The following is a 20,115-nucleotide window of genomic DNA, read 5'->3' as shown; positions in this document are numbered from 1 at the left end:
CCGTACGGTGTTCAGCAAGTTCCACGGAAACTCCTTCGATGCTGCCCGGTCAGGCCGCACGTCCGCCGCTCACCTCGCCCGCTCCGGGTCCGTGCGACCTTGGAGTCCTGTACCCCCTTACATCGGCGTTCATACATATGCATGCTGCATGTGCCTGAGCATCTCCCTCAGGCCCGCCACCAGTTCAGGAACGAGCTCCACCAACGGCCCCTGCCCTGCGGCCCGGTGGCCTCGGCCGCGGCGGCCGTCCGCTCGATTCCGGCCGCGGTGGCGCGGTCCGGGGTGGCCGCCGACCGGGCCGCGGGCGCGGTCTGGACCGCGGTGAACCGGGCGGGCAGCTCGCTGAGCGCGCGGTGGAACGGGCCCGGGCGCCACTGGAGTTCGTCGGCGGGGACGGCCAGCTCTATGTCGGGCAGTTGGTTGAGCAGCTTCTCGATGGCCACCACGGCGATCAGGGAGGCCGAATCCTTGATCGGGCAGGCGTGCGGCCCCGAGCCCCAGGCCAGGTGCGCGCGGGTGCTGAGCATCTGCCGCGAGGAGGACAGCGCCGGGTCGGTGTTGGCCGCGGCGAAGCTGATCAGCACGGGCTGCCGGGCCGGGAGGGTCACGCCGCCGAGGTCCACGTCCTGGAGCGGGAAGTGGGTGGCGTAGTTGGCGATGGGCGGCGAGTTCCACAGGACCTCGTTGAGGGCGTCCTCGACCAGCAGGCCGCCGCTGTAGAGGCCGCCGAAGTACCGCTCGTCGGAGAGGATCAGCAGCAGGCCGTTGGCGATGAGGTTCCGCTCGGCCTCGATCCCGGCGCCGAGCATGATGGTCACCTGGTGGACCATCTCCTCGTCGGAGAGCTTGGCCGGGTGCTCCATCAGCCAGGAGGTGAGGTCGTCCCCCGGCTCGGCGCGCTTGTGCGCGACGAGCTGGACCAGGCTCTCGGCCAGCTCCTGGTTGGCCGCCTCGGCGTCGATGCCGTCGAAGATGCCGGTGAAGCCGGAGATGAGCCGGTCGCCCACCTCGGCGGAGCAGCCGAACAGCTCGTTGAAGACCAGGAACGTCAGCACCTTGGCGTACTCGTTGAGCAGGTCCACGCTGCCGCGCCGGGCGAACTGGTCGACCAGGTAGGTGGAGACGCGCTCGACGTGCCGGCTGACCCGGTAGGCGTCGAGGCGGGCCAGGCTGTCGGTGACGGCCTGACGCAGCCGGGCGTGCTCGGCCCCGTCGGTGAACAGGACGTTGGGCCGGTAGGCCATCATCCCCAGCACCGGGTTGTCGGGGGCGACCTCGCCCTCCTGCAACGCCTTCCAGCGGCGCGAGTCGCGGGTGAACGCGTCGGGGTGCTGGAGGATCTTCAGCGCGGCGGAGTAGTCGGTGACGAGGGTGGCGCGCACACCGGGCGCCAGCTCGACCGGGGCGGCCGGGCCGTGCTGCCGCATCTTGTCGTAGAACGCCTGCGGGTTGGCCGCGAACTCGGGGCCGTACAGCGGAATGCGGGCCCCGGCGTCGGGGTCGGTGGAGCGGTGGGCGGGGCAGCCGACGGGGGGCGTCCCGGATTCCGGGAATGAGTTCACGGTTGTTCTCTCCTATCGAGTGCGGCTCTGGAGGTAGCGGACCAGAGCCACCAGTGCCTGTGCCGACGAGCTCCCGTCCCGTGCGTCGCAGGTGGTCAGCGGCGTCTCGGGAAGCAGGTCGAGGGCCTCCCGCAGCTCCGCCTCGGGCCGGGGCGGCGTGCCGTCGAAGTGGTTGACGGCGATCGCGTAGGGAATCCCGTAGGTCTCGACCAGGTCCATGACGGCGAAGGACTCCTTCAGCCGCTGGGGGTCGACCAGCACCAGCGCGCCCAGGGCCCCGCGGCTCATGTCCTCCCACACCTGGACGAAGCGCTCCTGGCCGGGGGTGCCGAAGAGGTAGAGCACCAGCCGCTCGCTGAGCGTCAGCCGCCCGAAGTCCATGGCCACGGTGGTGGTGGTCTTGTCCGGCACGCCGTTGAGCCGGTCCACGTGGGCGCCCGCCTGCGTCATCCGCTCCTCGGTGCGCAGCGGCGGTATTTCGGAAAGGGTGCCGATAAAGGTGGTCTTTCCGACCGCGAAATGGCCGACGATGAGGATTTTCGCCGCTATCCGGACGTTCTCCCCAAGATGCACCGCGTCAGCCGAAACGGGCCTGGAGACCATCCAGCACCTCCTGGAGAACCTGAATATCCGTGAGCTGCGCCGCCGGCACGGGGGCGCGGGTGGTGATGTAGCCGGCGCGCGCGAGGTCGGACAGCAGCACCCGGACGATACCGATGGGCAGCCGGAGGTGCCCGGCGATCTCGGCGACCGACAGGTAACCGCCTTCGCAGAGTTCCAGAAGACTGCGCTTCTCGGGGTCGAGATGCCCGGTCCGCTGTCCGCTCGCCGACGCGGTGACCAGGGTGACCACGTCGAATTCGGCGGTGTCGGCGGAACCGCGGCCGTTGGTGATGACGTAGGGACGTACTAATTCGACGGCGTCCGCCGCCTCCGGGGCTTCGGAGAAGCCCGGGGAATGCACGGGCTGTTCGTCGTGCGGTGCGGTCATGCCTGAATACCCGAACTTTCACGCGGCGGTGTGGTCAGCACCTTGCCGAGCTGCGCAACGAGCTGCTGCATGCGGAAGGTGATGTCCGCCATGTCGACATGGGGAGACGCCGAGACGGCCAGATAGGCCCCCTCGCCCGCGGAGATCAGGAAGACCCAGCCGCCGTCGAACTCGACGACGGTCTGGCGCCAGGCCGTGGCCACGCCGCCACTGAACCCGGCCACGGTGCGGCTGAGCGACTGCATGCCGCTCATGGCCGCCGCGACGGTGTCCGCCTCGTCGGCGTCGACGTCCCGCGAACGCGCCATCAGCAGGCCGTCGGCCGACACCAGGATGGCGTGGCGGGCCCCGGGCACCTCAAGGGCGCTCTCCAGCATCCACGACAGTTCGGTGCTCACCGGGCATCAGACCCTTCCCTGCTGCTGGCGTTGTCCGAGCGGCCGGAGCGCGTCCCTCGCTGGAAGGCGCCCATGATGGACGCCGTCTCCTCGCTGGAGCGGACCGGGGCCGGACCGGCCGGCTGGTTCACCTCGGGCACGATCGTGATGGCCGTCCGGCGGCGGCGCTTGGGCAGCCCTCCGGCGGTGGTCGCCTCGTCATCGGTGGCGGCGGCGGCCCGCGTGGCCTGGCGCGGGGCGTTCTCCTGCGGGTCGGGCATGGCGGTGAGCAGCTCCTCGGGCAGCAGGACGACGGCCCGCACGCCTCCGTACGGGGAGGCGGAGTCCACGGAAACGCTGAAGCCGAAGCGACGGGCGAGGACGCCGATGACGGCGAAGCCGAACTGCGGCGGGTTGCCCAGGTCGGTCACGGTGATCGGACGGTCGCCGGAGAGCAGCCGCGAGGCGCGGTTCTTCTCCTCGTCGTTCATGCCGACGCCGGCGTCGTCGATGATCACGCACACGCCCTTGGGGACCGCCCGGATGTTGATGTCGATGGAGGTCTCGGGCGCCGAGTAGCTCGTCGCGTTGTCCAGCAGCTCGGCCAGGGCGAGGGCCACCGGCTCGACGGCCTGGCTGACGATGGCGAAGCTGGTCTGGGAGCGGATCTCGACCCGCGTGTAGTGCCGGATGCGGCCCTTGGCGCTGCGCGCCACGTCGTAGACGGAGGCGACGCCGCGCTGGCGGCCGAGCCATCCGTCGCACAGGACGGCGACGGACTGGGCCCGCCGGCCGAACTGCGAATTCATGTGGTCGATTTCGAGGAGATCCTGAAGTATCTCCCGGTCGCCGTACTTCTCCTGGGTCCGGGAAATGGCCAACTGCTGTTCGTTCGCCAGACCCTGGAGGGTGCGCATCGCGGATTTCAGGGCGGTCCTGGTCGCTTCCTCGGCCCGCAGCCGGGCGTCCTGGACGCGCTCCTCAAGACCCGCTTCGAGTTCGTTGCGGCGGGTCTCCAGCTCGGTCTTCTCGGCGCGCAGCCGGGAGTTGGCCTTTCGTCCCCGGTATATGACGGCAGCGGCGAGGGGAGTTCCGGCGACGAGACCCCAGATCGCCGGATCGTGAAGGTAGTTGGTCATGAGATTCTCTTCGGCTAGACCGCCAGGTACACGAAAAAGGGAGGGTGTCCCTGCCGGGAATACGTTGGTCCCCGTAGCCCGACTGACGGCATAGTGCTCCTCAGGGTCAAACCCTCGTGGCTGCATGACCATTCGGTCTCTGCCTGACGTGCCCTCAGCCCGCTCGGCAGCCCGGCGATCGTACCATCGTTGCGTCGTCGTGCATCCGTGCTTCCGTGGCAGCGGCGAAAGTTGACACGGCGTTCACCGACCTGCTGTTTCAACGCTGTTAAGGCCAGGTCATGCCCGGTCGAACGCCTCCAGCTCGGCCCGCGTCGGGGGGTCCGCGCCGACCCGCGTGCACGTGATCGCCGCCGCCGCGGCGCATCGGGCGAGGACCGCGGCGAGCGCCTCGCGGCCCTGCGGCGGGCCGCCCGCGGCGGCGACGGCGTCCAGCAGCGCGGCCTGGAAGGTGTCCCCCGCGCCGACCGTGTCGGCCACCTCGACGGCGGGCGCCGGCACCCGCACCTCCTCCCCCGCCGTGACCGCCAGGGCCCCGGCGGCGCCGAGGGTGACGGCCACCAGCCGGGGTCCCGCGTCCAGCAGCGCGCGGGCGGCCTCGGCGGGGGCGCGGCCGGGGTAGAGCCAGGCCAGGTCCTCGTCGCTGGCCTTCAGCACGTCCGCCTCGGCGGCCAGGCGGGCGCAGGCGGCGCGATAGGCGTCGCGGTCGGGCTGAACGGCCGGGCGGACGTTGAGGTCGGCGGCCACGGCCCGGCCCTGGCGCCGCTGCGCGCGGCAGGCGTCGAGCACCCGGGCGGCGCCCGGTTCGAGGACGACGGCCAGGGAGCCGGTGTGCACCACGGCGGTGTCCGCGGGGACGGGCAGCTCGCGCGGGTCCCAGGCGGCGAGGAAGTCGTAGCTGGCCACGCCGTCGCCGCCGAGGTAGGCGAGGGCCACCATGGTGCGCTCCGCGCCGCTGGCCACCCGGCGCACGTCCACGCCGGTGGCGGCCAGGTGCTCGCGCACCAGCTCCCCCGGCGGGTCCTCGCCCCAGGCGGTCAGGAGCGTGGCGGGCCGCTCCAGCCGGTGCAGGCCCACGGCCACGTTCGCCGGGCTCCCCCCGGCGACGGCCCGCGCCTCGCGGGCCCCGGCGGGCCACAGGAGGTCCACCAGGGCCTCGCCGATGACGGTCACGCGCGCTGTCATGTCGTTCGTTCTCTTCCCTGTCGTTCCCCGTCGGCACCGGGGCTGTGGACGCGCCCGCCTCCGGCCGCCGGGGGTCCGACCGACCCGCGGGCGCGCAGCGGCACCGGCACGCGGTGGACCTCCGGCGCGAGAGGCCGCGGGCCGCCGAGAACCAGGTCCACGGCCGCGCGGCCGAGCGCGTGGTGCGGCAGGGCCAGCGTGGTCAATCCGGGCCGCAGCCAGGAGGCGAAGTCCTGGTCGTCGAAGGAGAGGACGGAGACGTCCCCCGGCACCCGCAGCCCCGCGTCGGCCAGCGCCTGGTACGCGCCGAAGGCCGTCCTGTCCGTGGCGCAGACCAGAGCCCGGGGCGCGGGGCCGCCGCGGGCCAGCAGCTCCGCCACCGCCCGGCGGCCGTCGTCGGCCTCCCAGCCGCACTCGGACGTTCCGGCCAGGGCGGCGCCCGCGGCGGCCAGCTCCTCGGTCAGCCCGCGCAGCCGGTCGTGCCCGGCGAGCAGCCCGTCCGGAGGCCGGTGGGCGAGGCCGCGCCCGCCGACGGCCCAGACGCCCTCCCGGTGCCCGGCCTCCAGCAGGGCCCGGGCGGCGGTGCGGCCGGCGCCGCGCTCGTCGGGGACGACGCTCGGGGCGCAGAACCCGGGGGCCAGACAGTTGAGGAGCACCACCCGCCGCCCGCGCAGCTGCGGGGGCGGGGCGACGGTCCGGGTGTACATGGCGGCGTAGATCACCGCGTCCACGTCGCGGTCGAGCAGCGCGTCCACCAGGCCCGGCTCGGCCCCCGGGTCGCCGCCGGTCTCGGTGATGAACAGCAGGTGCTCGCGGTCCCGGGCCGCCTCCAACGCGCCGCGGATCACCTCGCCCGCGTAGGGGGTGGTGGTGATCGTGTCCGAGACCAGGCCGATCGTGCGGGTGGAGCGGGTGCGCAGGCTGCGGGCGATGGCGTTGGGCCGGTACCCGAGGGCGCGCGCGGCCTCCTGAACGCGCTGCCTGGCCGCCTCGGAAATGCGCATGTCCGTCCGGCCCGCGAGGACGAAGGAGGCGGTGGTCGCGGAGACGCCCGCGCGCCGGGCCACGTCGCTCATGGTGACGCGGCGCCGGGGCGGCGGGCCTGCGGTCGGCATGGCGGGCGGGTCCTCCGGTGGGCGGCTGGCGGTGCTAATTCGATTTAGCGCTGGACAGGAGCATGCTGCCGTGCACCCCGGCCTGTCAACGGCCGCGCGCCGACGGACCCCGGATCGTCAACCAGGGTTGACTCCTCGGGAATCGTCAACCAACATTGACGCCATGGGAGAGGTGGACCTGACCCCGCTCACCGGGGAGTCGGACCCGCTTCACGCGCTGCGCCTGGCCGCCGAGCTGCGGCGGCGCCTGGAGCGCGAGGAGGCGGTCCTCGTGCGCCGGGCGCGCAACGCCGGTGCGAGCTGGGCCGGCATCGCCGCGGCCCTGGGCGTCAGCAAGCAGGCGGTGCACAAGAAGTACGGCGGGCGGCGCCTGGGCCGCCGCGAGGACTGACGGCGCACGGGACGCCGGCAGCACTACGAGGGGGTTCACGATGACCATCACGGCCCTGTCCCTGGACGACCGGGTGCGCCGCACCGCGGAGCGGGTCGCCGACGGCCGCCGCGGCGCGGTCGCCGTCGGCGCGGTGCGCGGGGAGGAGTCCGCGCTGCACGGCGCCGCCCCGGACACGCTGTTCGAGATCGGCTCCATCACCAAGACCTTCACCGCCCTGACCCTGGCGGCGCTCGCCGTGCGCGGCGAGGTCGCGTTCGACGCCCCGCTGGCCGGGCTGCTGCCGGAGGCGGGGGTCCCGCGGCGCGGCGAGGAGCCCATACGGCTGGAGCACCTGGCCCTGCACACCTCCGGGCTGCCGCGGCTGCCCCAGGGCCTGCTGCCGCGCCGGGCGTTCCTCATCCCGCCGCCCGACCCGTACGCCGGCTGCACGGCCGAGGCGCTGCTCGCCTCGCTGGCCCGCACCCGCCTGCGCTCCGAGCCGGGCCGCCGCTTCCACTACTCCAACCTCGGCGGCGGCCTGCTCGGCCTGGCCCTGGCGCGCCCACGGAGCATTTCCTACGAGGAGTTGGTGCGCGCCGAGGTCTGCCGGCCGCTGGGGCTCGACGACACGCGCGTCACGCTGGACGCGGACCGCTCCGCCCGCCTGGCCCCCGGCCACTCCCGGCGCGGACGCCCGCGCCCCGGCTGGAACCTCGCCGCCCTGGCCGGGGCCGGCGGGCTGCACTCCACTGTTCCCGACCTGCTGCGCCTGGCCCGCGCCCAGTTCGGCGAGGCGCCCGCCCCGCTGGACGAGGCCGTCGCGCTGACGCACGCCACCTCGCACCGGATGGGCGGGGCCGCCTCCCACCCGGGCTGGATCGGCCTGCGGATGCCGCCGCGCCGGGGCGGGCAGGATGTGCTGTTCCACAACGGCGGTACCGGCGGCTACCGTTCGCTGCTCGCCGTCGCCCCCGCCGCGCGGACGGCGGTGGTGGTGCTCAGCGCCAACGCGGCCCACGTCGACCGCCCGGGCCTGGACCTGCTGGCGGAGCTGAGCTCCGAGGGGGCCGGGGCCTGATCGGCGGGGCCTCAGCGGCGGGGCCCGGCCTCGTCCGCCGCCATGACCTGTGACGTCATCGACCGGGAGGGGGCCGCCGGGGGACCGTAGGGGTGTCGAAGCCGCAGGCGGCCCGGGAACGGGCCGCCCGTCCCAGGGAGTTGAACGCCATGTCCGCTCTGACCGCCGCCCCCGGCCGCACCGCCGCCCCCGCCACCGACCGCGCCGGAGCCACCGCCGCGCTGCGCCGCTGGCTGACGATCGACGCGCTGCTGACCGGCGCGAACGCCCTCGCCTACGTGGTCGCCTCCGGCCCGATCGGCCGCCTGCTCGGCCTGGAGACCGCGCTGGTCGCCGGCACGGGAGCGTTCCTGCTGCTGTTCACCGCCGGGCTGGTCCTCCTGGCGCGCAGCCCCCGGCCGCCGGTGCGGGCCGTGGGCGCGGTGATCGAGGCGAACGCCGCCTGGGCCCTGCTCGGCCTGGCCGCCCCCCTCCTGCTGCTGGAGCCGAGCACCGCGGGCGCGGTGTGGATCCCGGCACAGGGCCTGGTGGTGGGCGCGCTCGCCGCCCTCCAGTTCGGGGCACTGCGCGCGATGCGCCGGGCCCGCGGCTGAGCGCGGGCCCGCGCCCGGGGCGGGTGCCCCGGAGGAACGTCAGACCAGGGACCGCAGGTGGTCCGCCGTCTCCGGGTCGGCCGGGAGGAACGTCTCCATAGCCAGCTCGGAGACGGTCACGTCCACGGGAGTGTTGAAGGTCGCGATGACCGAAAGGAACGACAGCCGCCGTCCGTCGAGCTCCATCACCATCGGCAGGGCCGGCGGGGCGCCGCCCGGCCACGTCTCCCCGGCCCGCTCCTCGCCGCCGGGCGGCAGCGGGTAGGCGGAGACCTCCTCGTACAGCTCGCGCAGCGGCGCCGAGCGCAGCAGGGCAAGCTGCCGCCGCATCTGGTCGAGCAGGTGGGAGCGCCACTCGCGGAAGTTGAGGATGCGCGGGGCCATGCCCTCGGGGTGGAGAGTGATCCGCATGGCGTTCAGGGGCGGGGTCAGCAGGTGGGGCGCGACGCCCTCCAGCAGCCGGGAGACGCCCCGGTTCGCCGCCCAGACCCGGTACCCGGCGTCCACGACGAGGGCGGGATAGGGCTCGTAGCCGGTCAGCAGCCGGTCAAGCCCGCCGCGCAGCACGGCGAGCGAGGGAGAGTCGGGGGCGGACTCGGGGTAGTGCGGGGCGTGACCGGCGGCGACGAGCAGGGCGTTGCGCTCCCGGACCGGGACGTCCAGGTGCTCGGCCAGGCGCAGCACCATCTCGCGGCTGGGGCGGCTCTTGCCCGTCTCGATGTAGCTGATGTGGCGGGCGGCGGAGTCGGCGCGCAGGGCCAGTTCGAGCTGGCTGACGCCGGCGCGGCGGCGCCACTCCCGCAGCAGGGGGCCGACGCCGGCCGCGCTCCCGCTGCCGGGCGGGGCGGTGGCGGTCGCTGTGGTCATACGGGCAGCGTACCTCCGGGTACGGCGGGGCAGGCCGGGCGCAGGGAGGCCGCCGGTCCTGGTGCGCGGGTGTGGGGCCCTGACCCGCCGGGCGCGCGGAAGCGCGGCGCGCGTGGGCGGCCGTTCCATACTGGCTGGCGGCGCCGGCCCCTCCCCCGCCGACGCCGCCGTCCGTCCGCCCCACCGCCCCGCCCGCCCGACGCCGAGGAGCGCACCCGGATGACCGACCAGCCCCCCGCCCCCGGACCCCTCCCGCCCACCGCCCGCGCCGACACCACCGCCGCGGCGGACGGGGTGCCCGTGGCCACCTACACCTGGCTCCCCGGGGACGGCTCCCCCCACGGCTGGGTGCAGATCGCGCACGGCGCCGCCGAACACGCCCGCCGCTACGACCGGTTCGCCCGGCGGCTGAACGCCGAGGGCTGGGCCGTCATCGCCTCCGACCACCGCGGCCACGGCGCCACCGCCGAGCACACCGGCGGGCTCGGGATCTCGGCGACGCCCGCCTGGGGCGCCACGGTCGAGGACCTCCACGCGGTGGGCGAGCGGGCCCGCGGCGAGCAACCCGGTCTGCCCTTCGTCCTGTTCGGCCACAGCATGGGCTCGCAGCTAGCGCGGGACTACGCCCAGGAGCACGGCGGGGCCCTGGACGGACTGATCCTGTCGGGCACCTTCCGCTCCCTGCCCGGCTGCGAGCCGGCCACGGCCCTGGCGCAACTGTCCGAGGAGGTGGAACGCGGCGGGCGGGCGGCGGCCTCGGAGTTCGTGCCCGACCTCTTCGCCGCGTTCAACGACCCCCTCCCCTTCCGCACCGGCTACGAGTGGCTCTCCCGCGACGCCGCCGAGGTCGACGCGTACGCGGCCGACCCCTGGTGCGGCTTCCCCTTCAGCGCGGGCCTGGCCCTGGACTGGGTCACGGGCTCGCGGAAGATCAACGACCCCGTGCACCTGGCCCGCGTCCCGCGGTCGCTGCCGGTCCACGTGGTGGTCGGCGATCAGGACCCGTGCAACGCCGGGATGACGCTGGTCTACGAACTCCTCGAAGACTTCCGGTACCTGGGGCTGAGCGACCTGAGCTGGCGTGCCTGGCCCGGAGCGCGGCACGAGGTGCTCAACGAGACGAACCGCGAGGAGGTGACGGCCGGCCTGCTCGCCTGGCTCGGGCGCCTGCGAGGCTGAGGAGCGGGGGTTGGGCGGCGAAATTTTCGAATTTCCGCCCCCAACGCCCTGTCCGCGCACGTGTACGCCGGCCTCCGGGTCAGAATGGCACCATGTCAGAGACGCGCGGCAGCGCGATGTCGAGCGATATCGACGTCAACGTGCCCAACGTGGCACGCATGTACGACTACGCCCTGGGCGGCAAGGACAACTACGCCGCGGACCGGGCGGCGTTCGACCGCATCGAGTCCGAGGCGCCCAGCACCCGGCCGCTGACCCTGAACAACCGCCGCTTCCTGCGCCGCGTGGTGCGCATCCTCGCCGAGGAGTACGCGGTACGGCAGTTCCTCGACCTCGGGTCCGGGCTGCCCACGCAGGAGAACGTCCACCAGATCGCCTGGCGTTACGCGCCGGACGCGCGCGTGGTCTACGTGGACCACGACCCGATGGTCCTCGCGCACGGCCGGGCGCTGCTGGAGGAGACCGACAGCACGGCGGTGATCCAGGCGGACTTCCGGGACACCGACCGGGTGTTCGAGCACCCGGAGGTGCGTCGGCTCATCGACTTCGGACAGCCGATTGCCGCGCTGCTGGTGTCGGTGCTGCACTGCGTCCCGGACGAGGACGACCCGTGGGCCCTGGTGCGGCGAGTGGCGGACCGGCTGCCCCGCGGCAGCTTCCTGGTGATCAACCAACTGGTCAGCGCGGACGCGGAGCTGCGCAAGCGGATGACGGCCTACCTCAACGAGATCACCCGAGGGCAGTGGGGCCGGGTCCGCGAGGAGCACGAGGTGCGGCGGTACTTCGAGGACTTCGAGGTGCTGGAGCCCGGGCTCGTGGAGGTCAGCACCTGGCGGCCCGACAGCGACCTGGCGCCCCGTCAACTGACCGACGAGTGGACCGAGTTCGGCGGCGTCGCACGCGTGCGCTGACCGGGCCGGCGCGGCGCCGCCCGCCCGCGGCCGGCCGTTCACCGAGCGTCTCGGCTCACAACGAGCGCTTCAGGCCCTCCAGATAACGCAGCCCGTCGAGGAAGTCGGCGGTCTTGCCGTGCGGTTCGGCCGTGGCGCAGAGGCTGTCCATCACGGCCAGGTAGTCCTCGACGTCCTCCCGCTTGTCCAGGTAGAGCGCGCTGTTGAGCTGCTCCAGGTAGACGATGTCGGGCAGGTCCGGCTCCAGGAAGCGCAGGACGGTGATCGGCCCGCCCGCGGCGGCGAGCCCGCCCAGGCGGAACGGCGCGATCTGCAGCGTGACGTTGGGCCGCTCGGCCATCTCCCGCAGGTGGCGGATCTGCTGGCGCATCGCCTCGGTCCCGCCGAGCGGGCGGCGCAGCGCGGCCTCGTCCACGACGGCCCACAACTTGGGCGCGTGCGGCTTCGTCAGCAGCCGCTGGCGTTCCATGCGCAGCTCGACGCGGCGCTCCACCTGCCGGTCGGTGGCGCGCGGGTTGCCCAGCCGGATGCAGGCGCGGGCGTAGTCGGGCGTCTGGAGCAGGCCGGGAATGAACTGCACCTCGTAGGTGCGGATCATCGAGGCGGCCTCCTCCAGGCCGATCAGCGTCTCGAACCAGCTCGGCAGCACGTCGCTGTACCGCTGCCACCAGCCGGGCATGCTCGCCTGCCGGGCGAGCGTGAGGAACTGCTCCCGCTGCTCCTCGGCGGTCACGCCGTAGAGGGTCAGCAGGTCGGCGATGTCGCGCTCCTTCGCGCCCACCCGGCCCAGCTCAAGTCGGCTGATCTTGGCGTGCGATCCCCTGATCGCGTCCCCTGCCGCCTCCCTGGTGATGCCGCACGACTCGCGCAGCCGCCGCAGGTGCGTGCCGAGAACGATCCGCAGCACCGTCGGGCCTCCTCGCGGGTGCGAGAGGATGTCACGCACCGGCGCGGCACCGGCCTGACGAGGCTGAGCTGACGTCATCTGTGTCCCCTGGGTGTCGAATTCGCGCCCAAGTGTTGCACTGTTCGGGCGAGGCGTACAGTCGCCTACGCGATACTCAGGGTGAAATCAGTCAGGGACGGTCGGGGGCGGTCGATCTCAGTCGACGGCGATGAGGTCGTCGAAGTCCCCGTCCCTCGCTCCCTGGATGAAGGCGGTCATCTCCGCCCGGGTGTACACGAGCGCCGGGCCATGCGGGTCACGGGAGTTGCGGACGGCGACCGCGCCGCCGGGCAGCCCGGCCACCTCGACGCAGTTTCCGTTCGGGTTGCTCCGTGCGCTCTTCCGCCAGGCGGCCCCTGTGAGTTGGCCGGCCGGAACACCGTTGACGAACTGCGGCATGTCCACTCCTGGTTCTGTCGTGCTTGCCGCCCCCTCGCGGAGAGGGCGGCCACTGACCGAATCTTGCCCCGGAGGCGAGTGTTCTTGCATCTGTTCTTGCATGTGTTCTTTCGGATGCACTTGCAGGCGCCACGTACCGTGGGCGAGGATGGACCCAGCGGAGCCGCCCAGGAGGTCCCATGACAGCAGTCCCCTTCGCCGCCACGGCCGTTGAACAGCCGACGGCCGATTCCGGCCGGGCTCTGGACGCGGCGGGCTTCGCGACGTTCCCCCTGGCCGGCACGGACGAGTCCCCCCGCGCCGCCCGCCGGGCCACCGCGGCCACCCTGCGCGGCTGGGGACTTGACGCCGCGGTGGACGACGCCGCGGTCGTCGTCTCGGAATTAGTGACCAACGCGGTGCGCTACGGCCTCCCGGCCGCCGCGCGCCACCCCATACCCCCCGCCACGCCGGACCGGCCGATCCTCCTCGGCCTCGTCCACTGCGGCGGCTGGGTCCTGTGCGCCGTCTCCGACCCGGGCGAGGCCACCCCCCGCCTGAAGGAGCCCGACTTCCTGCGCGAGTCCGGCCGCGGCCTGCACGTCCTGGAGTCCCTGGCCCAACGCTGGGGCTGGACCACCCCCGACCGCCACGGCAAGGCGGTCTGGGCCCTCCTCCCCGCCCCCGGCGACCCCCCGGGCACCCCCGACGTCGAGCCCCTCACCCGCCTCCTGCTCCTCCTGGAGCTGCTCAACGCCCCCACCTGGCTCACCTCCCTCGGCACCTCCGTCACCACCCGCACCTGACACGCTCCGCACCCACCCGCTCACCCGTCCGATACACGTGTGAGACCACCCCGCCGGGCTTGGTATCGTTATCCCTACCCGACACGGCCCCCACGAGGAGCCGTGCGGCCACTCGTCCGGGTGGCGGAATGGCAGACGCGCTAGCTTGAGGTGCTAGTGCCCGTTTAAGGGCGTGGGGGTTCAAGTCCCCCCTCGGACACCAGCCTTGTCGGCCTCTGACCTGCGGAAACGCCCCTCTGAGCGGCGTTTCCCGGGGTCGGGCTTCATGCCTGTTACCTGGGCTTTCTGTCTGTTCCCGCCCGCTGTTGGACAAGCGTTGGTCACGTGACCGACCGGTCCCGGGCCCCTTTCCCTCTCCTGCCGCCCCTGCCGCGCCGCATGCCGTCCGCCCTGGCCGCGGACCAGCGACCCCGTCAGTGGGCGCGGGGGCGCGGCCGTCCCGATCTGGCCCCGGTCCTGTCGGGCGCAGGGCGGATGGTGCGGGTGGCGTAGAGGACCGTGTGGGCCTTCATGGTGAACGACTCCCCGCCGGTGAAGTCCAGGCGTCGGCCGCCGTGGGGGGTGGCGGTCATGTCGGTGATGGTGAACGCCCGGCCTGCGATGAGCAGTTGGTCGCCGCCATGGATGGTGCGGGGGGCGACGGTGACGCCGATGGCGTCGCGGCCGTTCATCCCCTCCCCCCCCGCTTTCTGGCCACCCGTGCTGTGGCGGGTGCGGGGGTTGAGGCTGGGCAGGCGGAGGGCGGACAGGGCGAGGAAGGGGTATCCGGCCGTCCGTGCAGCGGCCAGGCCCGCGCGCCGTAACCACCGGGTGCGGGGGCGGGCGTGGGCCCGGGTCGGCCGGGGGGTTGGGCGTGCCCGCCGACTCCCTTGCGCCGTTCCCCGGCCTTTGGCGGCGGCAGGCGGATCCGCCGCGCGGCGTGCGGCAACGATGGTCCTCGCCGCTGACACCCGAATGGAGCCGCTGCGCCCTGCCGGCGTTCAGCGGCGCGGGGGGATGACGCGTCGGCCGCGGGCGATGCCGCTCATGCGCCGCTGGTAGGCGGGCGGGTCGATACGGCCGTGCAGGCGCAGGCCGACGCACCACCGTTCGGCGGCTTCGAGGGCCGCGCGGCGGCCACGCAGCCGGGCCAGCGGCGGGCGGCGGGGCTCCTCGGGCGTGATCAGGCGCGCCACCTCGTAGGCCAGGAGGGCCAGGATCAGCGTTCCGATCAGGATCGCGACGAGGACGGCCATGGCACCGGCTCCTTCGCTGACGTCGCCGGCGCGCCCGGAGGGCGTCCCGGCCTCCTTCATGGTGACCGGCCGCCGTGCCTGCCGCGCGCGGCCCCTGGGGCCTGCGGAACGAGCGCCGGCCGTTCCTCGATGGCCGTTCCGCGGGGATGCGGGCGCGCGGATGCCGACGCAGGATCGCTGGTATGAGTGAGTGGGAGCCGGTGCTCGTGGCCCTCGGTTCGGTGTCGGGGGCGCTGGCCGCCGTTTACGGCACGGCGCGGTGGCTGGCCGGGGCCGGCGAGCCGCTGCGGGCGGGGCCGTTCAGCGGCGGGCCGGGCCCGGCGGAGCACGCGGTGTCGCGGTTCCACGTCCGGTGGTACGCGGTCACGATGATCTTTCTCGCCTTCGACATGGAGATGCTCTTCATGTATCCGTGGGCGGTGGTGGTGGCCGAGGTCGGCACCGCGGCCGTCGTCGAGATGTTCGTCTTCCTCGGGATCCTGCTGGCCGGCGTCGGCTATGCCTGGCGCGAGGGGGCGTTCCGGTGGAGCTGACGGCCGCGCTGCGGCGGCGTGCCCTGGCCCGGCCCGCCGTCCTGCCGGTGGTGCTGCCGGGCACTACCCGCGTCCGCCTGGCCCTGGAACGCGAGCTGCGGCGGCTGCGGTGGCCGCGGGCGGACGGGCCCGCCGCGGCGGACCTGCTCGTCGTGGCCGGCGGGCCGGGGCTGTCCGCGGAGGCCGCCTGGATCGACGGACTGTTCGGGGAACTGCCCCGTCCGCGCGTCCGCGTCACCGTGACGTCCCCCGGCGACGCCGCCGACGCCCTCCTGGACGGACAGGCCCGGCTGATCGCCGACGGCGGCCGGCCGCGCCGACGCGGGCGCCGACGGGCCGAGGGCACCGGTGCCGGTCATCACGGGCACGAAGAGCACGCCGGCCATGCCGCTCCCCTGGACCACGGCGAGCACGGCGAGCACGGCACGCTCGTGGCCGGGCTGCCCATGGCCGGGAGGGCGGACGACCGGGACGGGCTGCGGCTGGACCGCCTCCACCTTTCGCTGGGACCGGCGCTGGGCGACTGGCCCGCCGGCCTGGTGCTGCGCCTGGCGCTGCAAGGAGACGTCGTCCAGTCGGCCGGCGTCGACCGGCTGCAGGAGGGTGTGGCGGCCTGCCCGTTCTGGGACGAGCCGTGGCTGCGGGCCCTGCGCGGCGAGCGCGTCCAACGGGCCATGGCGGCACGGCGGTTGTGCGCAGCGCACCTGGACAGCGTGGGGCGGCTCCTCGCGGTGGCGGGCTGGGCGGATCTCGCGGCCCTGGCACGCTGCCTGCGGGACCGGGTGCTCGACGGCGTCGCCGCCGACGACCTGCGAGGCGAACTGGCCGCGCTGATCAGACGGGGGGAGCGTTCGCGCACCCTGCGGTGGCTGCTGCGGGGGCTGGGCCCGCTCCCGGCGTCCGCGGCGCGCGGGGCCGGGGTCACCGGACCGGCCCTGGCAGCGGACGGGGACGTGTACGACCGGTTCCGGTACTGGCTGGCGGAGATCGGCCGGGCGGCGGCGGACTTCGCGGAACGCGGCGTGCTGGGGGGGCACGAACTCGCGGGCCCGCGGGGGCGGCTGGACCGTGGAGCGCCGCCCTCGCAGGCGCTGCTCGCCGTGCTGCCGGGACTCCTGGCCGGCACCGAGTTCGCCGGGGCGCGGCTGATCGTGGCCAGCCTGGACCCGGACCTCGACGAGCTCTGCGAGGCGGCGGCCGGAGCGAGGCATGGCTGAGTCGGCCCCGCTGTGGTGGGCGCTCGCCTTGCCCGTGGTGCTGGCGCTGGCCGCCCTGGCCGCGGCGTCGGCGAACGCCGCACTGGCCGCGGAGCCGGGGCCGTTGCGCGAGTCGCTTCGGCTGCTGGCGCAGCGGCGGCGGCGGACGAACGCCGACGACGCGCTGCTGGGCAGGCTCGGGGGCGTGCTGCTGCCGACCGCGGCGGTGCTGGCCGCCGTCGTGCTGCCGCTGGGCTTCCGCCCGGTGAGCGACCTGTCGGTGGGCATCGTGTGGTTCAACGCGATGGAGGCCCTGGCGTGGGCGGCGGTGTGGCTGGCGGGGTGGGGACCGAACTCGGCGCTCTCGCTGATCGGCGGCTACCGGTTCCTCGCGCAGGGCCTGGCCTACGAGGTGCCGCACATGCTGGCGATCACCACGGCGGCGCTCGGGGCGGGTTCGCTGCGGGTGGGCGCGGTGGCCCAGGCGCAGGGCGGTCTGTGGTTCGCGGTGTGGATGCCGGTGGCGTTCGCCGTCTATCTGCTGAGCGCGATGGCGATGGCCTTCTGGGGACCGTTCGGCCAGCCCGTGGGGCGGGACGTGGCGGGCGGAGCGGCGGGCGAGCGGGCCGGGGCGGACCGGCTGGTGTTCCTGGGCGGGCGGTGGCTGCTGCTGGTCGTGGCGGCCGGGATGAGCGTACCGCTGTTCCTGGGCGGCGGGCACGGGCCCCTGCTGCCCGCCTGGTGCTGGACGCTGCTGAAGACAGCCGCCGTCCTGGGGCTGCTGCTGGGACTGCGCAGGCGGCTTCCGGCGGTGCGGATGGACCGTTTCCTGGAACTGGCCTGGCTGGTACTGACTCCGCTGGCCGTGGCGCAGGCGCTGGTCGTGGCGATTGTCGTGCTCCACCGATGAAGGGAGGCCGGTGCCGTGGTGAGGGAGGCGCTGTTCTGGGTGCTCGCCGCGCTGGCCGTGAGTGGTGCGGCGATGGTCTTCCGCTTCGCCTCGATGGCGCGGGCCACCTATGCACTGCTCACGGCGCTGCTGGCCGTCGGCGGGGAGGTGCTGCTGCTCGGGCTGGACTACCTGGGCGTGGTGATCGTGCTGATGATGACGATCGAGATGGCCATCATGGCCGTCTTCATGATCATGTTCATGATGTCGCCGGGCGGGCTGATGCCGATGTCGATGGTGCACAACGCCCGCGGCGCCGCCGGGATCTGCGGTGGCGTCTTCGCCGTGCTGGCGGCCGGGGTGCTGCTGGCGCCGTGGCCGGGGCGGGAGGGCCGGACGCCGCGGGATCCGACCCGGGCGCTGGGCCTGTCCCTGATGGGGCCGCAGATGCTCACCATGATGACGCTGGGCATGGTGCTGTTCGCCACGATCGTCGCCGTGGTGGTCCTGGCCACCGGGCGGGGGCGTTACGACCGGCTCGGCGACGGGCTGCGGGCGCGGCGGGCCGACGATCCCGTCCGGGGCGGGGTGGGCCGGTGAGCCTCGAACCGATGCTGCTGGTGGCCTCGGCGCTGTTCAGCGTCGGGCTGTTCGGCGCGCTCAGCCAGCAGTCGGTGGTAATGCTGATGATGGGCCTGGAGCTGATGCTGGGCGGCGTCATCCTGGCCGCGGCGGCGGTTTGGCACTACGTCGCCCCGGGCGCGGCGGACGGTCAGGTGCTGGTGGTTCTGCTGGTCACGGCCATGGCGGTGGAGATGGCCGTCGGCTTCGCCGTGGTCACCGCCCTGTTCCGGGCCCGCGAGGTCGACACGACCGATATGGCGGCGGAGTTGCGCGAATGAGCGGCGGCTGGCTGCTGTGGACGCTGGTGGGGCTGCCCCTGCTCGCCGGGGCGCTGCTGACCGGCGCGGGCCGCGCGGCGGACCGGATCGCCCCGGGGGCGGCGCTCGCCGTCGCCGGGGCGGCCACCGTGCTGGCCGGCCTGGCCGCGGCCTCCCGCCCGGCCGCCGGGGCGCCGCTGCTGGAGGGCCTGCCGGCGCGGCTGGCCGTGGACGGGCTCTCCTCGATCATGGTGGTCACCGTCGCCGCGGTCACGCTGCTGGTGCTGGTCTTCAGCGCGGCGGAGTGTGGGCCGGAGCAGGCACGGGCCCGGTTCTTCGGGCTCGTGCTCGTCTTCGCCGGGGCGATGCTGCTCACGGTCACCGCCACCACGCTGCCGCTGCTGCTGATGGCCTGGGAGGTGATGGGCGCCGCCTCCTGGGCGCTGATCGGCTACTGGTGGCGGGAGCCGGAGCGGGTCGAGGCCGCCGCGGTCGCATTCCTCACGACCCGGGCCGGGGACCTGGGGCTGTATCTGGCGGCCGGGGCCGCGCTCGCCGGCGGCCCGGCCGCGGCGACGCTGGCCCTGGAGGAGCTGCCCGCCACCGCGGAGCCCTGGCTGTCCCTGGCCACCGCCGGGCTCCTCGCCGCGGCGCTCGGGAAGTCCGCGCAACTGCCGTTCAGCTTCTGGCTGTCCCGGGCCATGCAGGGCCCGAGCCCGGTCTCCGCGCTGCTGCACTCGGCGACCATGGTGGTGGCCGGCGCCTATCTGCTGCTGCGGACGGGCCCGCTGCTGGAGGCGACCGGCTGGGGCGCCGCGGTGGTGGCCTGGACCGGGGCGGCGACCGCCGTCGCGCTGGGCCTGGTGGCCATCGCTCAGACGGAACTCAAGCAGTTGCTGGCCGCGTCCTCCTGCGCGCAGATCGGGTTCATGGTGCTGGCCGCCGGCGTCGGCTCGGCGGCCGGGGGCACGGTGCAGCTGACGGCGCACGCCGCGGCCAAGAGCCTGGCGTTCCTCGTCGCCGGGGCGTGGCTGGCCGGCCTGGGCACGCAGGAGCTGACCGGGTTGCGCGGTGCCGCCCGCGGCCACCGGACGCTCGGGCTCACCTTCACCGTCGCCCTGCTGGCGCTCGCCGGGCTGCCGCCGCTGGCGCTGTGGGCGGCCAAGGACGTGCTGCTGGCCGCAGCGCTGGCGGACAGCCCGTGGCTCTACGCCGCGGGACTGACCGCGGCGGCCCTGTCCGCGGTCTACAGCGCCAGGGTCCTCTGGTTCGTGTGGCGACCGGCCCGGCGAGGGCCGGCGGCCGGGCGGCTGCCGCCCGTGGCCGGAGCGCCGCTGATGCTGTTGGCGGCGGGGTGTCTGGCGTTGAGCGTGTGCGCGTTTCCGGTGGTGCGGGAGAGCCTCGGCCGGGTCCTGGGCTCCGGGGAGCCGGCGGTGCGCGGCTGGGAGTTCGCGCTCTCCGGGGCGGTGGCCCTGGCCGGCGGGGCACTGGCCTGGGCGTGGGGCGACCGGGCGCCGCCGCCGGCCTCCGCCCGGCTGGGGCGCTGGTGCGCGGGGTGGCTCGGGCTGGAGCGAGCGGTCCGCGTCGGGGTGGTCGCCCCCGTCCTGCGGCTCGCCCGGGCGCTGGCCGCCTTCGACGACCGGGTTCTGGACCCCGTGGCCGAGGCCGCGGCGCGGGGCACGGTGGGGCTGGCGCGCGCCGTGGAGGTGCGTTCCGAACGGCGCATTGTCGACCGGGCGGTCGAGGGGTTCGCCGCCGGGGTGGGCCGTTGCGGCCGGCTGGCCCGCAGGCCGCAGACCGGCCGGCTGCACCAGTATCTGGCGCAGGCCGTCACGGGCCTCACCGCGCTCGCCGTCGTCTTCGTCCTGGTGAGGTGACGCG

24 protein-coding genes and 1 tRNA gene are annotated in these 20,115 nt (G+C 74.4%); 13 read left to right on the top strand and 12 right to left on the bottom strand.

Annotation, left to right across the window (positions count from 1 at the left end; genetic code table 11):
- Window positions 1-167: 167 nt before the first annotated feature.
- From RM780_RS06130 to RM780_RS06100, 7 genes are all read right to left on the bottom strand, one after another.
- Entirely contained in the window at window positions 168-1,562 is a 1,395-nt protein-coding gene (locus RM780_RS06130; RefSeq protein WP_394812894.1) for a cytochrome P450, read from the bottom strand.
- Between the two features lie 12 nt (window positions 1,563-1,574).
- Entirely contained in the window at window positions 1,575-2,165 is a 591-nt protein-coding gene (locus tag RM780_RS06125) for a GTP-binding protein (protein WP_311629465.1), read from the bottom strand.
- Window positions 2,140-2,553, bottom strand: a complete 414-nt coding sequence (locus tag RM780_RS06120; RefSeq protein ID WP_311629464.1) for a DUF742 domain-containing protein — start codon at window positions 2,551-2,553, stop codon at window positions 2,140-2,142. The genes RM780_RS06125 and RM780_RS06120 overlap by 26 nt, the downstream gene beginning before the upstream one ends.
- Entirely contained in the window at window positions 2,550-2,951 is a 402-nt protein-coding gene (locus tag RM780_RS06115; protein ID WP_311629463.1) for a roadblock/LC7 domain-containing protein, read from the bottom strand. The genes RM780_RS06120 and RM780_RS06115 overlap by 4 nt, the downstream gene beginning before the upstream one ends.
- Window positions 2,948-4,069: an ATP-binding protein gene (locus tag RM780_RS06110; protein ID WP_311629462.1), complete on the bottom strand. Its 1,122-nt coding sequence runs from the start codon at window positions 4,067-4,069 to the stop codon at window positions 2,948-2,950. The genes RM780_RS06115 and RM780_RS06110 overlap by 4 nt, the downstream gene beginning before the upstream one ends.
- Before the next feature lie 279 nt (window positions 4,070-4,348).
- A complete protein-coding gene (locus RM780_RS06105; protein WP_311629461.1) occupies window positions 4,349-5,254 on the bottom strand; it encodes a PfkB family carbohydrate kinase in 906 nt (301 codons plus the stop codon).
- Window positions 5,251-6,369 (bottom strand): LacI family DNA-binding transcriptional regulator, encoded by a 1,119-nt coding sequence (locus tag RM780_RS06100; RefSeq protein WP_311629460.1) that lies wholly within the window; start codon window positions 6,367-6,369, stop codon window positions 5,251-5,253. Before RM780_RS06100 ends, RM780_RS06105 begins: the two co-directional genes overlap by 4 nt.
- A gap of 163 nt (window positions 6,370-6,532) precedes the next feature.
- Here RM780_RS06100 and RM780_RS06095 point away from each other — a divergent pair, with 163 nt between their 5' ends.
- The 3 genes from RM780_RS06095 (at window position 6,533) to RM780_RS06085 (ending at window position 8,413) form a co-directional block, all read left to right on the top strand.
- A complete protein-coding gene (locus RM780_RS06095; protein WP_311629459.1) occupies window positions 6,533-6,760 on the top strand; it encodes a hypothetical protein in 228 nt (75 codons plus the stop codon).
- Window positions 6,761-6,800: 40 nt separating this feature from the next.
- A complete protein-coding gene (locus RM780_RS06090; protein ID WP_311629458.1) occupies window positions 6,801-7,820 on the top strand; it encodes a serine hydrolase domain-containing protein in 1,020 nt (339 codons plus the stop codon).
- A 149-nt stretch (window positions 7,821-7,969) separates the two neighbouring features.
- Window positions 7,970-8,413: a hypothetical protein gene (locus tag RM780_RS06085; protein WP_311629457.1), complete on the top strand. Its 444-nt coding sequence runs from the start codon at window positions 7,970-7,972 to the stop codon at window positions 8,411-8,413.
- 39 nt (window positions 8,414-8,452) lie between these two features.
- Here the strand turns inward: RM780_RS06085 and RM780_RS06080 are convergent, their stop codons facing one another.
- Window positions 8,453-9,280: a helix-turn-helix domain-containing protein gene (locus tag RM780_RS06080; protein WP_311629456.1), complete on the bottom strand. Its 828-nt coding sequence runs from the start codon at window positions 9,278-9,280 to the stop codon at window positions 8,453-8,455.
- 219 nt (window positions 9,281-9,499) lie between these two features.
- Here RM780_RS06080 and RM780_RS06075 point away from each other — a divergent pair, with 219 nt between their 5' ends.
- Both RM780_RS06075 and RM780_RS06070 read left to right on the top strand, forming a co-directional pair.
- Window positions 9,500-10,459, top strand: a complete 960-nt coding sequence (locus RM780_RS06075; protein WP_311629455.1) for an alpha/beta fold hydrolase — start codon at window positions 9,500-9,502, stop codon at window positions 10,457-10,459.
- A 92-nt stretch (window positions 10,460-10,551) separates the two neighbouring features.
- A complete protein-coding gene (locus tag RM780_RS06070) occupies window positions 10,552-11,370 on the top strand; it encodes an SAM-dependent methyltransferase (protein ID WP_311629454.1) in 819 nt (272 codons plus the stop codon).
- A gap of 55 nt (window positions 11,371-11,425) precedes the next feature.
- Here the strand turns inward: RM780_RS06070 and RM780_RS06065 are convergent, their stop codons facing one another.
- Window positions 11,426-12,355: a helix-turn-helix domain-containing protein gene (locus RM780_RS06065; RefSeq protein WP_311629453.1), complete on the bottom strand. Its 930-nt coding sequence runs from the start codon at window positions 12,353-12,355 to the stop codon at window positions 11,426-11,428.
- 117 nt (window positions 12,356-12,472) lie between these two features.
- Window positions 12,473-12,715 carry a DUF397 domain-containing protein gene (locus RM780_RS06060; RefSeq protein WP_311629452.1) on the bottom strand — a complete coding sequence of 81 codons (243 nt, stop codon included), beginning with the start codon at window positions 12,713-12,715 and terminating at the stop codon, window positions 12,473-12,475.
- Window positions 12,716-12,894: 179 nt separating this feature from the next.
- Between RM780_RS06060 and RM780_RS06055 the strand changes: the two genes are divergently transcribed.
- Both RM780_RS06055 and RM780_RS06050 read left to right on the top strand, forming a co-directional pair.
- Entirely contained in the window at window positions 12,895-13,500 is a 606-nt protein-coding gene (locus tag RM780_RS06055; RefSeq protein ID WP_311629451.1) for an ATP-binding protein, read from the top strand.
- A 114-nt stretch (window positions 13,501-13,614) separates the two neighbouring features.
- Window positions 13,615-13,702, top strand: a tRNA-Leu gene (locus RM780_RS06050).
- 211 nt (window positions 13,703-13,913) lie between these two features.
- Here the strand turns inward: RM780_RS06050 and RM780_RS06045 are convergent.
- Both RM780_RS06045 and RM780_RS06040 read right to left on the bottom strand, forming a co-directional pair.
- On the bottom strand, window positions 13,914-14,171 hold the full coding sequence (locus RM780_RS06045; protein ID WP_311629450.1) for a hypothetical protein: 258 nt from the start codon (window positions 14,169-14,171) through the stop codon (window positions 13,914-13,916).
- A 309-nt stretch (window positions 14,172-14,480) separates the two neighbouring features.
- Window positions 14,481-14,735: a hypothetical protein gene (locus RM780_RS06040; protein ID WP_311629449.1), complete on the bottom strand. Its 255-nt coding sequence runs from the start codon at window positions 14,733-14,735 to the stop codon at window positions 14,481-14,483.
- Window positions 14,736-14,917: 182 nt separating this feature from the next.
- Here RM780_RS06040 and RM780_RS06035 point away from each other — a divergent pair, with 182 nt between their 5' ends.
- The 6 genes from RM780_RS06035 (at window position 14,918) to RM780_RS06010 (ending at window position 20,111) form a co-directional block, all read left to right on the top strand.
- A complete protein-coding gene (locus tag RM780_RS06035; RefSeq protein WP_311629448.1) occupies window positions 14,918-15,268 on the top strand; it encodes an NADH-quinone oxidoreductase subunit A in 351 nt (116 codons plus the stop codon).
- Window positions 15,259-16,485 (top strand): hypothetical protein, encoded by a 1,227-nt coding sequence (locus tag RM780_RS06030; protein ID WP_311629447.1) that lies wholly within the window; start codon window positions 15,259-15,261, stop codon window positions 16,483-16,485. The genes RM780_RS06035 and RM780_RS06030 overlap by 10 nt, the downstream gene beginning before the upstream one ends.
- The gene (locus RM780_RS06025) at window positions 16,478-17,374 is read left to right on the top strand and encodes an NADH-quinone oxidoreductase subunit H (protein ID WP_311629446.1); all 897 of its coding nucleotides are present in this window, start codon (window positions 16,478-16,480) and stop codon (window positions 17,372-17,374) included. Before RM780_RS06030 ends, RM780_RS06025 begins: the two co-directional genes overlap by 8 nt.
- A gap of 72 nt (window positions 17,375-17,446) precedes the next feature.
- Window positions 17,447-17,953, top strand: a complete 507-nt coding sequence (locus RM780_RS06020) for an NADH-quinone oxidoreductase subunit J (protein WP_394812901.1) — start codon at window positions 17,447-17,449, stop codon at window positions 17,951-17,953.
- Window positions 17,950-18,255: an NADH-quinone oxidoreductase subunit NuoK gene (nuoK, locus tag RM780_RS06015; RefSeq protein ID WP_311629444.1), complete on the top strand. Its 306-nt coding sequence runs from the start codon at window positions 17,950-17,952 to the stop codon at window positions 18,253-18,255. Before RM780_RS06020 ends, nuoK begins: the two co-directional genes overlap by 4 nt.
- The gene (locus tag RM780_RS06010; protein ID WP_311629443.1) at window positions 18,252-20,111 is read left to right on the top strand and encodes an NADH-quinone oxidoreductase subunit 5 family protein; all 1,860 of its coding nucleotides are present in this window, start codon (window positions 18,252-18,254) and stop codon (window positions 20,109-20,111) included. The genes nuoK and RM780_RS06010 overlap by 4 nt, the downstream gene beginning before the upstream one ends.
- Window positions 20,112-20,115: the final 4 nt, after the last annotated feature.

It is taken from the genome of Streptomyces boetiae (assembly GCF_031845405.1).
GTDB lineage: Bacteria > Actinomycetota > Actinomycetes > Streptomycetales > Streptomycetaceae > Streptomyces > Streptomyces boetiae.
Note: the sequence above shows the minus strand (reverse complement) of the source record. Positions and strands in the feature narration are given on the sequence as shown.

Coding starts and splice junctions, on each gene's coding strand:
- RM780_RS06055 (WP_311629451.1), top strand. CDS start 12,895: ATGACAGCAGTCCCCTTCGCCGCCACGGCCGTTGAACAGCCGACGGCC.
- RM780_RS06060 (WP_311629452.1), bottom strand. CDS start 12,715: ATGCCGCAGTTCGTCAACGGTGTTCCGGCCGGCCAACTCACAGGGGCC.
- RM780_RS06100 (WP_311629460.1), bottom strand. CDS start 6,369: ATGCCGACCGCAGGCCCGCCGCCCCGGCGCCGCGTCACCATGAGCGAC.
- RM780_RS06075 (WP_311629455.1), top strand. CDS start 9,500: ATGACCGACCAGCCCCCCGCCCCCGGACCCCTCCCGCCCACCGCCCGC.
- RM780_RS06080 (WP_311629456.1), bottom strand. CDS start 9,280: ATGACCACAGCGACCGCCACCGCCCCGCCCGGCAGCGGGAGCGCGGCC.
- RM780_RS06070 (WP_311629454.1), top strand. CDS start 10,552: ATGTCAGAGACGCGCGGCAGCGCGATGTCGAGCGATATCGACGTCAAC.
- RM780_RS06045 (WP_311629450.1), bottom strand. CDS start 14,171: ATGAACGGCCGCGACGCCATCGGCGTCACCGTCGCCCCCCGCACCATC.
- RM780_RS06105 (WP_311629461.1), bottom strand. CDS start 5,254: ATGACAGCGCGCGTGACCGTCATCGGCGAGGCCCTGGTGGACCTCCTG.
- RM780_RS06025 (WP_311629446.1), top strand. CDS start 16,478: ATGGCTGAGTCGGCCCCGCTGTGGTGGGCGCTCGCCTTGCCCGTGGTG.
- RM780_RS06035 (WP_311629448.1), top strand. CDS start 14,918: ATGAGTGAGTGGGAGCCGGTGCTCGTGGCCCTCGGTTCGGTGTCGGGG.
- RM780_RS06120 (WP_311629464.1), bottom strand. CDS start 2,553: ATGACCGCACCGCACGACGAACAGCCCGTGCATTCCCCGGGCTTCTCC.
- RM780_RS06020 (WP_394812901.1), top strand. CDS start 17,447: ATGGTCTTCCGCTTCGCCTCGATGGCGCGGGCCACCTATGCACTGCTC.
- RM780_RS06095 (WP_311629459.1), top strand. CDS start 6,533: ATGGGAGAGGTGGACCTGACCCCGCTCACCGGGGAGTCGGACCCGCTT.
- RM780_RS06125 (WP_311629465.1), bottom strand. CDS start 2,165: ATGGTCTCCAGGCCCGTTTCGGCTGACGCGGTGCATCTTGGGGAGAAC.
- RM780_RS06110 (WP_311629462.1), bottom strand. CDS start 4,069: ATGACCAACTACCTTCACGATCCGGCGATCTGGGGTCTCGTCGCCGGA.
- RM780_RS06090 (WP_311629458.1), top strand. CDS start 6,801: ATGACCATCACGGCCCTGTCCCTGGACGACCGGGTGCGCCGCACCGCG.
- RM780_RS06065 (WP_311629453.1), bottom strand. CDS start 12,355: ATGACGTCAGCTCAGCCTCGTCAGGCCGGTGCCGCGCCGGTGCGTGAC.
- RM780_RS06085 (WP_311629457.1), top strand. CDS start 7,970: ATGTCCGCTCTGACCGCCGCCCCCGGCCGCACCGCCGCCCCCGCCACC.
- RM780_RS06040 (WP_311629449.1), bottom strand. CDS start 14,735: ATGGCCGTCCTCGTCGCGATCCTGATCGGAACGCTGATCCTGGCCCTC.
- RM780_RS06010 (WP_311629443.1), top strand. CDS start 18,252: ATGAGCGGCGGCTGGCTGCTGTGGACGCTGGTGGGGCTGCCCCTGCTC.